Here is a 10,286-nt window from a genome sequence, read left to right on the forward strand (position 1 = left end):
TTGAAAGGTCAACAGACCCTGGAAGAACCTTACCATTTAAGTTGTTTATTCCAAATAACGCACTAAACTTAAAATTAAAGATAAAAATGCATTATCCTTATGAGAATATTTTTAATCGCTGCCTTACTTACTTCACTTTTTACTTACGCAGATCCTGCGCCAGTAACTTACACAGTTAATGATAAAAATATCACCCTTCATGGCGAAAAATACAAAAGCGGTTACGGTTATAATTTAAAGGCTAATACCGTCCTTCGTTTAGTTACACTTAATTGGCCCCCTTATATAGACGATCACTTATGCAATAAAGGCTGGCTATACCAGCTCACAGTTAGCATGCTAGTAAAGCGTGGTTATGGCGTTCATATTGAGTTTTACCCTTGGGCGCGTGCGGTACGAGAAGCAGAGCTAGGCAAAGCCGATATATTATTTCCTGAGTACTATATTGACGACGATGTCATATCCGAAAATATTCTAACAAAAACACGAAATCAGTTATTGGCGCTATCAGAACCTATTCCAGGCGGCGATTTATCATTTGTTGCGCTAAAGGATCATACTATTGACTACGATGGCAGCATTAACTCTGTAAAAAACCGAGTGATGGGCGTCGTTCGTTCATATAAGAATAGTGCTAAACTCGATGAACTTATTGATCAAGGTGAAATAAAAACCATTGTGGCAAACAGTGAATATCAGCTTATTCACTTGCTATTAAACGGTCGTGTTGAGCTTATTGTTGCTGACTTAGAAGTACTTAAAGCCAGCGTTTACAAGTCACTTTTATCAAATAGAGATAAAAAAAGGATGCTAAAAGTGCATCACAATGGCAATCTATTTTGGAAGATATAAATACTGAAATTGCGAATATGCATGCAAACAATGAGTTTGATAGCTTTATAAAAAATAAAAAACAACAGTGTTATAACCTTGGATAATTAACGATTTATTTTAAACTACATGGTAACTATAAAGCTGATGCTCCCAAAGCCATCAGCTATTATACAATGTTTAAAAATCAAATGGCGCTCTTACCCAGCCTTCCATTAATACACGTGCGCTGCGGCTCATACTCGCTTTAGTCACTTGCCATTGGCCATTTGTAACCACCGCCTCGGCACCTACTTTAAGTGTGCCCGAAGGGTGACCAAAGTTAACTTCATTAATAGCACCACCACCGGCGGCTAAATTAACTAATGTTCCTTCAACTGCCGCAGCAGTACCAATAGCGACGGCGGCTGTGCCCATCATCGCATGGTGTAACTTCCCCATTGACATTGCACGGACTAACAAATCTATATCGCTTGCATTAACCTGCTTACCACTTGAGGATATATAATCATGTGGAGCAGCCACAAATGCCACTTTAGGTGTGTGCTGGCGTGCTTGTGCTTCATTAATAGTATTAATTAAGCCCATTTTTACTGCCCCATGGGCACGAATGCTTTCAAGCTTAGTGAGTGCGGCTTCATCAGCGTTTATGTCATCTTGTAGTTCAGTACCGGTATAACCAATATCACTGGCATTTACAAAAATAGTAGGGATACCAGCATTGATTATAGTTGCTTTTAATGTCCCCACACCTGGTACTTCTAAATCATCCACCACATTGCCTGTTGGGAATAGCGCACCATCACCATCAGCAGGGTCAATAAATTCAAGCTTTACTTCAGCGGCAGGAAACGTCACACCATCTAACTCAAAGTCACCGGTTTCTTGTACTTGAGCGTTGGTCATGGGCACATGCACTAAAATACTTTTTTTAATGTTCGCCTGCCATACTCGCACAATAGCAATGCCATTATCCGGTACGCGAGATTTATCAACTAAACCATTGCTGATGGCAAACGCGCCCACAGCAGAGGTTAAGTTTCCGCAGTTACCACTCCAATCAACAAACGCTTTATCAATGGCGACTTGACCAAATAAATAATCAACATCGTGATCGGGCTGTTCACTCTTACTCAAAATAACCGTTTTACTGGTACTTGAGGTTGCTCCGCCCATGCCGTCGGTTTGTTTACCGTATGCATCTGGGCTACCAATAACGCGCAATAATAAGCTATCGCGCGCCGCACCTGCCACTTGGGCAGGTGCGGGTAAATCGGTTAAATTAAAAAAAACCCCTTTACTCGTGCCACCACGCATATAGGTCGCAGGCACTTTAATTTGTGGTTTAAACATAAACGTGTGTCCTTATGATGCTTGCGTGGCTTCTAAAAAGTCTTGCGCAAAGCGTTGTAACACACCGCCTGCCGCATAAATAGAGAGCTCTTCTTGCGTATCTAATCGGCACTTCATGGGTACGTTTAATACCTCGCCATTTTTACGCGTAATAACAAGCTCTAGGGTTGCACCTGGTGTTGGTTCACCCTTTACATCGTAGCTTTCGCTACCATCTAGGTTAAGTGTTTTACGCGTTGTGCCTGGCTTAAACTCAAGCGGCAAAACGCCCATACCAATTAAATTAGTACGATGAATACGTTCAAACCCTTCAGCTGCAATAACCTGAACACCAGCAAGCCTTACGCCTTTTGCTGCCCAATCGCGAGACGAACCTTGACCATAGTCAGCACCGGCAACAATAATAAGCGGTTGCTTACGTTGCATGTAGGTTTCGATGGCTTCCCACATACGCGTGTTTTCACCTTCTGGCTCTATGCGTGCGTACGATCCTTGCTTCACTTCGCCGTTTTCATCCAATACCATTTCATTCAATAGTTTAGGGTTTGCAAACGTGGCTCGTTGCGCGGTTAAGTGATCGCCTCGATGCGTTGCGTACGAGTTAAAGTCTTCTTCTGGCACGTTCATTTTAGTTAAGTATTCACCTGCCGCGCTGCTTGCCATAATCGCATTAGAAGGTGATAAATGATCGGTTGTAATATTATCGCCAAGTACCGCTAATGCACGCATACCACTCATACTGCGCTCGCCTGCTAATGCCCCTTCCCAATAAGGAGGACGGCGAATATAGGTACTTTCTGGGCGCCAATCATATAGTGGGTCGTTATCTTCGCCGTAATCAACGGTTAAGTTAAACATAGGCTCGTATACTTTTCTAAACTGCTCAGGCTTAACACTTTGCTTGATCACTGCATCTATTTCTTCATCAGATGGCCATAAATCTTTTAAGGTTACATCGTTACCTTGCTGATCTTTACCAAGGATATCTTTTTCTATATCAAAACGGATGGTCCCGGCAATTGCATAAGCAACTACAAGCGGTGGAGACGCTAAAAATGCTTGCTTTGCATACGGATGAATACGACCATCAAAGTTACGGTTACCCGAAAGCACCGCTGTTGCGTATAAATCGCGATCAATCACTTCTTGTTGAATTTTAGGGTCTAGTGCACCACTCATACCGTTACAGGTGGTACAGGCAAAACCAACAATACCAAAACCAAGCTGTTCAAGCTCAGGTAATAAGTTTGCATCTTCAAGGTACGACTGCACTGCTTTAGAGCCTGGTGCCAATGAGGTTTTAACCCAAGGTTTACGCATTAAACCTTTTGCATTCGCGTTTCTCGCTAATAAACCTGCAGCAATTACATTGCGCGGGTTACTGGTATTAGTACAGCTAGTAATAGCGGCAATAATACACGCGCCATCTGGCATTAAGCCCTCTTCGTTTTCAACAACGCCCGAAATACCTTCTTTAGCTAAATCGCTAGTTGATACACGACGATGCGGATTTGAAGGCCCTGCAATGTTGCGCCCTACACTTGATAAATCAAACTTGAGTACGCGATCGTATTGAGCAGTTTTTAAGCTATCACTCCATAAACCTGCTGTTTTAGCGTAGTTTTCTACGAGTGCAATTTGCTCTTCATCACGGCCTGTTAAACGCAAGTAATCAATAGTTTTATCGTCAATGTAGAACATAGCCGCGGTTGCGCCAAATTCTGGGGTCATGTTCGAAATGGTGGCTCTATCGCCAAGGGTTAGTGCATCAGCCCCTTCACCGTAAAACTCAAGGTAAGTCGATACCACACGTTGCTCACGTAAAAATTCGGTAATAGCCAATACAATATCGGTTGCAGTTATGCCAGGCTGGCGTTTACCGGTAAGCTCTACGCCCACTATATCTGGTAAACGAATGTACGATGCGCGCCCAAGCATTACGCTTTCGGCTTCAAGGCCACCTACACCAACAGCAATAACACCTAAAGCATCAACATGTGGGGTATGGCTGTCTGTTCCCACTAAAGTATCTGGGAACGCAATACCGTCACGGTTTTGAATAACCGGCGACATTTTTTCAAGATTAATTTGGTGCATGATGCCATTACCCGGTGGGATCACATCAATATTTTTAAACGCTGTTTTGGTCCAGTTTATAAAATGAAAACGGTCATCGTTGCGTCTATCTTCAATGGCGCGGTTTTTTTCAAATGCATCGGGATCAAAACCTGCGTGCTCAACAGCTAATGAATGATCCACAATCAGTTGAGTCGGTACAACCGGATTTACTTTTGCAGGATCACCGCCTTTTGCAGCAATAGCATCACGCAGGCCCGCTAAATCAACCAGTGCGGTTTGGCCTAAAATGTCATGACATACAACGCGTGCCGGATACCACGGAAAGTCTAAGTCTTGCTTGCGCTCAATTATTTGGCTAAGTGCATCGGTTAGCATATCGGGTTCACAGCGGCGCACTAAGTTTTCGGCAAATACACGCGAACTGTAAGGTAGTGTAGCGTATGCGCCTGGTTTAATGGCATCGACGGCGGCTTGGGTATCGTAGTAATCTACATTTGAGCCCGGTAAAGGCTTACGATATTGGGTGTTATTAATAATGGTCATAATAAATTCGCTAATTTGGTGACGGAGGAGAGTACGCTAAAGCGCTATAATGAGTAATCATCAGCGCTATAAACAATAAAAGGTGAGCTAGGCTCACCTTAAACGCTAACTAATTAGCCTCTTGATTCAATTGGCGTGTAGCTACGCGCATCTGGCCCGGTGTAATCAGCACTTGGGCGAATAATACGGTTATTTGCACGTTGCTCTTTTACGTGAGCTGTCCAACCGGTTACACGGCTCATTACGAAGATAGGCGTGAACAACTTAGTAGGAATACCCATAAAGTGGTACGCCGATGCATGGAAGAAATCGGCATTACAGAATAACTTCTTCTCACGCCACATAACTTCTTCACAACGAACTGATACTGGGTAAAGCACATCGTCACCCACTTCTGCGGCTAATTTTTCAGACCATTTTTTAATAATAACATTACGCGGATCTGACTCGCGGTAAATAGCGTGACCAAAGCCCATAATTTTATCTTTACGCTCAAGCATGCCCATTAGTGCATCTTCAGCTTGATCAGCACTGCTAAAGCTTTCAATCATATCCATTGCGGCTTCGTTTGCACCACCATGCAGTGGGCCACGTAAGGTACCAATTGCGCCGGTAACACATGAGTGAATATCAGAAAGCGTTGATGCACACACGCGACCGGTAAAGGTAGAGGCATTAAATTCATGCTCTGCGTACAAAATTAATGATACATTCATCACTTGTGCAAATAATTCACTTGGCGCTTTATCGTGTAATAGCGTTAAAAAGTGTGCACCTACTGAATCATCATCAGTTTGTGTTTCGATGCGAACACCGTCATGAGTAAAACGATACCAGTAACAAATAATACTTGGGAAAATTGCCACCATGCGGTCAATCGCATCGTTTGCTTCGCTAAAGTCATTTTCCATTTCAAGGTTACCTAGCATAGAACAACCAGTACGCATTACATCCATTGGATGTGCGTCTTTTGGAATGTTCTCAAGCACTGTTTTTAGTGCCTCTGGTAAACCGCGTAAACTTTTAAGTTTAGCTTTGTACTCTGCCAGTTCGCTTGATGTTGGTAGCTCACCGCGTGAAAGTAAAAACGACACTTCTTCAAACTGCGCTTTTTCAGCCAGTTCGCTAATGTCGTAACCACAGTAAGTTAAACCTGAGCCTGTTTGCCCTACTGTACATAATGCTGTTTGTCCTGCTACTTGGCCACGTAAGCCTGCGCCACCTAATGCTTTATCTACCATGATTTGTCTCCTGTTGAATTTTTTATTATTTGTCAGATTTTGCTGAAAAAAGGTTATCGAGTGTGTTTTCGTACGAGTGATAATCTAAAAAGTCGTAAAGCTCTGCACGCGTTTGCATGTTTTCAATTTGGCTTTGTTGCGACCCTTCATTCAAAATTGCTGAATACACGTTAAGTGCCGCTTTATTCATTGCTCTAAACGCACTAAGTGGGTAAAGCACCATTTCTACGCCCACATCGCTTAGTTGCTCTTTGGTGTAAATTGGGGTTTGGCCAAACTCAGTAATATTGGCCAAAATAGGCACATTAATCGCTTTGCTAAATGCTTGGTAATCAGCAAGGTCATGAACCGCTTCTGCAAAAATCGCATCGGCACCGGCTTCAACACAAGCTGCTGCACGGTCTATCGCCGCATTTAAGCCTTCTTTTTGAAACGCATCGGTGCGTGCCATAATGTAAAAATCGCTATCGGTTTTAGCATCAACCGCCGCTTTAATTCGGTCTACCATTTCAGCTTGGGTAACTATTTCTTTATTAGGGCGATGGCCACAACGCTTTTGCGCCACTTGATCTTCAATATGAAAGCCGGCTGCACCTGCTTTAGTCATTTCTTTAACGGTGCGGGCAATATTAAACGCCCCGCCCCAACCTGTATCGGCATCCACTAACAAAGGTAAATCGCTAGCACCGGTAATACGGCGAATATCTTCAAGCACGTTATCAAGGCTGGTCATCCCTAAATCTGGCATACCAAATGAGGCATTAGCCACACCCGCACCCGATAAATAAATAGCCTGATGGCCCATTTTTTCAGCCATCATCGCAGTATACGCGTTAATAGTACCTACCACTTGTAGCGGGTGGTTATTTGCAATTGCCTGTTTAAATTTTAATCCTGCTGACATTACTTTCTCCTAACTTTGAACGGGGCTGCTCTTTGGCAACTTAGTATTTTTTAATAATGTTACACCTGTACTAGTTAGCCACTTCATTTTGAGTGGCTTGTACTGATTGATATCTATCAAATTTTGTTTGTATATTCGCTTGTGATGCACTGATATGGCGTTTCATTAGCATTTCTGCGAGCTCACCATCATGATTTTCTATGGCGTTAATAATGGCTAAATGTTCGTCAAACGCTTTCGATACGCGAGGCCCAACCATACCCATTTGTACACGGTACATTCTTATTAACTGGTACAGGTCGTGGCACAACAAATGTATTAAATGAGCGTTTTTACTGCCTTTGATGATTCGATAATGAAAGTCTAAGTCGCCTGCTTCTTGATAGTACGACTCACCTTCTTTAACACGCTGAGTTTGCAAATGCTGATTAAGTAATTGTTTCAAGCTTTGTACTTCATCTGGTTCCATATTGTCGGCAGCTAACCTACATGCAAGTCCTTCAAGGGCACTGCGCACTTGATACACTTCAATTAAACGCTCCGCGGTTAATGCTACAACACGACAACCTATATTGGCTTTGCGCTCAACTAAATAACAACTTTCTAAACGATTTAATGCCTCTCTGAGCGTTGCACGGCTTACACCATAACGCTTTGCCAGTTCTGGCTCTGATATTTTACTGGCTTGTGCAATACTGCCTTCTACAATTTCGCGGCGCATATCTACAAACACTTTATCGGAAGCGGTTGTAACTGCGGTGTCGTTTAAAAAGTGCTGTGTCATAAGGTGTTTTTATATTGTCGACAATTTATGGGTTAACTATGTGCTTATTAGCTAACAGTGTCAACCCTAAAAGTGCTAAGGATGAGTAAAAAACCATCACATTGTCGACAGCATTAGCCAAAAGTATAATAATTTTTAGTATTGAGTGCGTTTTCCACAAAAGGTGTCGACACTTTTAAAGTACTACTATTTCGACTTTAACACTGAAAATAATCGCTAAAAATGCTATTATCCGCCTTTAATTTTATTGTATGAGCCAAATCGTGGACGCTAACACTTATATCCCCAAGCAATTTATTGACGACGTAAAAACTTATCTGCCTGAGCACCTTACGTTAGATGATTTTTTAAGTGCCTGTCGTCGACCACTGCGTAAGTCTATTCGCGTTAATACATTAAAAATGAGTGTTGAAGAATTTAAACGCCACGCAGCTCAAAAAAATTGGCAACTCACAGCCATTCCATGGTGCGATGAAGGTTTTTGGCTAGAGCGCCCAAATGATGAAGAGCAAAACCTAGCGCTGGGCAATACCGATTTACATTTAAGTGGCGCAATGTACGTACAAGAGGCAAGCTCAATGTTGCCGCCAATGGCACTAAAGCACAGCCTGCAAACTAGTAACACAGTGCTCGATATGGCCTCGGCACCGGGCTCTAAAACCTCACAACTGGCTGCACTAATGAACAATCAAGGCGTGCTAGTAGCCAATGAGCTGTCGTCATCACGTTTAAAAGTACTCAGTGCCACGCTAAAGCGTATGGGTGTAGGTAACTGTGCGCTATCGCATTTTGATGGTGTGGTATTTGGCAATTACATGTTTGAATGCTTCGACAGCATTTTACTTGATGCGCCCTGCTCTGGCGAAGGCACGGTACGTAAAGACAGCGATGCACTAAAAAATTGGTCTATCGAGTCAAATATTACCATTGCCCAAGTACAAAAAGATCTGATTAAAAGTGCATTTTACGCACTTAAACCTGGCGGCACATTGGTGTATTCAACCTGTACATTAACCCCTCTCGAAAACCAGCAAGTATGCAGCGCATTATTAGATGAGTTTGGCGAATATATAAGCTCTGAGTCATTAAGCGACTTATTCCCCGGGGCTGATAAAGCCACCACCACAGAGGGCTACTTACATGTTTGGCCGCAAACCTTCGACAGCGAAGGCTTTTTTATTGCTAAATTTAAAAAGCACAGCAGCTGCGAAAACCAAAATCTAAAAGTTAAAAAAGGTGCATTCCCTTTTAGTGACTTTGATAGTAAACAGCAAAGTGCGTTTATGAGCTCCCTCAAAAAGCAATTTGGTTTAACGAGTCTACCAGGCACTTTAATGCAGCGCGACAAAGAGCTTTGGCTGTTTCCTGATGAATTTGAAGCGATACAAAACAAAATTAAATATGCGCGATTAGGTATTCAGGTAGGCGTTATTCATAAAAATGGCGTACGCCTAACGCACGAATTTGCCACAGTATTTGGAAAGCAGTGTAAAAGTAATGTACTGGCATTAACCAATGAACAGGCTAACGATTACTTTAATGGTAAAGATATACGCCTAGAAGAGGTAACCAAATCAAGCGGCGAGGTGATCCTAACTTTATGTAGTTGTCCTATTGGCTTAGGGAAATGGCAAAAAAATAAAGTTAAAAACTCTTTACCAAGAGATTTAGTACAAAATACGCAGTTAATAAACTGGGCGTAAACTCCAACTTAAATGTAACAAAGGTGTGCATAACAAATGTAACTCACTGTAATTATTTTCAGTATAAAAAACGAACAAAAATGTGTGTTTTTAGCACTTTTGACTATACTTAAATAACTTTCTTCTTCTCCCTAAGAATCTGAAAGTGTCTTTAGTTAGCGCAGGGCTCACATATGAGCCCCTCTATAACCCAGAGTTCTTATAGCTCTGGGTCTTTTTTTGTCTAGGCGAAAGTTAACGGGCTGCGAGAGTCGGGTTACGAGCTTAATAACTCACCCGGCCCTATTATTACAATAAGAACTTAGTGATTTATTTACCACAGAGGATAGGAGCACACAGAGAAAGTGATTAAAGACAAAGATTAAAGAACTGTTGTGAGTTATTAGATTTCCAAAATTGACGCTTTTTCTCCGTGCAGCGCGAAGCACCTCGGTGTCCTCTGTGGTTCAAGAATAAAGGTTTTAAATAAAGTTAACGGGTTTCGAGCTTAATCCTTCACCCAGTACTATTATTACAATAAGATCTTAGTGATTTATTTACCACCGAGATGTATGGACTCCCCTCCCATCGAGGGGCAACGTAATAAGTGACAAAACTTTTACTAAAGGAGTCCTTACATGATGAATCTTAACGTTATTGCGATTGATTTAGCAAAAAATAATTATCAAGTTTGTAAAATAGGTCAAGATCGACAGGTTGTATACAACAAAGAAGTATCGCGACAAAAGCTACTTCAATTATTGGCGTCAGAAAAGCAGTCATTAGTGGCGATGGAGTCATGTGGTGGCACGCATTATTGGGCAAGAAAAGCGAAAGAGGCAGGCCATAGGCCATACAGTTAAGCCAAT

8 protein-coding genes are annotated in these 10,286 nt (G+C 42.2%); 3 read left to right on the plus strand and 5 right to left on the minus strand.

Annotated features, from left to right (window positions below; translation table 11 throughout):
• The first annotated feature begins 99 nt into the window (after window positions 1-99).
• A complete protein-coding gene (locus tag CWC14_RS04220) occupies window positions 100-852 on the plus strand; it encodes a substrate-binding periplasmic protein (RefSeq protein ID WP_249928693.1) in 753 nt (250 codons plus the stop codon).
• Window positions 853-1,011: 159 nt separating this feature from the next.
• On the opposite strand, the gene prpF is transcribed toward CWC14_RS04220, so the two are convergent.
• From prpF to CWC14_RS04245, 5 genes are all read right to left on the minus strand, one after another.
• Window positions 1,012-2,184, minus strand: coding sequence for a 2-methylaconitate cis-trans isomerase PrpF (prpF, locus tag CWC14_RS04225; RefSeq protein ID WP_138561474.1), 1,173 nt, complete (start codon window positions 2,182-2,184; stop codon window positions 1,012-1,014).
• A 12-nt stretch (window positions 2,185-2,196) separates the two neighbouring features.
• Window positions 2,197-4,806, minus strand: a complete 2,610-nt coding sequence (gene acnD, locus CWC14_RS04230) for a Fe/S-dependent 2-methylisocitrate dehydratase AcnD (RefSeq protein WP_138561476.1) — start codon at window positions 4,804-4,806, stop codon at window positions 2,197-2,199.
• A gap of 113 nt (window positions 4,807-4,919) precedes the next feature.
• Entirely contained in the window at window positions 4,920-6,047 is a 1,128-nt protein-coding gene (prpC, locus tag CWC14_RS04235) for a bifunctional 2-methylcitrate synthase/citrate synthase (RefSeq protein ID WP_008109902.1), read from the minus strand.
• Window positions 6,048-6,072: 25 nt separating this feature from the next.
• Window positions 6,073-6,951 carry a methylisocitrate lyase gene (gene prpB / locus CWC14_RS04240; RefSeq protein WP_008109898.1) on the minus strand — a complete coding sequence of 293 codons (879 nt, stop codon included), beginning with the start codon at window positions 6,949-6,951 and terminating at the stop codon, window positions 6,073-6,075.
• A gap of 70 nt (window positions 6,952-7,021) precedes the next feature.
• Entirely contained in the window at window positions 7,022-7,735 is a 714-nt protein-coding gene (locus CWC14_RS04245; RefSeq protein ID WP_138561478.1) for a GntR family transcriptional regulator, read from the minus strand.
• A gap of 263 nt (window positions 7,736-7,998) precedes the next feature.
• On the opposite strand from CWC14_RS04245, the gene rsmF reads away from it, so the two are divergent.
• Window positions 7,999-9,438, plus strand: coding sequence for a 16S rRNA (cytosine(1407)-C(5))-methyltransferase RsmF (gene rsmF / locus CWC14_RS04250; protein ID WP_138561482.1), 1,440 nt, complete (start codon window positions 7,999-8,001; stop codon window positions 9,436-9,438).
• Between the two features lie 617 nt (window positions 9,439-10,055).
• Entirely contained in the window at window positions 10,056-10,280 is a 225-nt protein-coding gene (locus tag CWC14_RS04255) for an IS110 family transposase (RefSeq protein WP_138561480.1), read from the plus strand.
• Window positions 10,281-10,286 lie beyond the last annotated feature (6 nt).

Origin of the sequence: Pseudoalteromonas sp. S3260 (genome assembly GCF_005886925.1) — a bacterium.
In the GTDB taxonomy this organism is placed as follows: Bacteria; Pseudomonadota; Gammaproteobacteria; order Enterobacterales; family Alteromonadaceae; genus Pseudoalteromonas; species Pseudoalteromonas tetraodonis.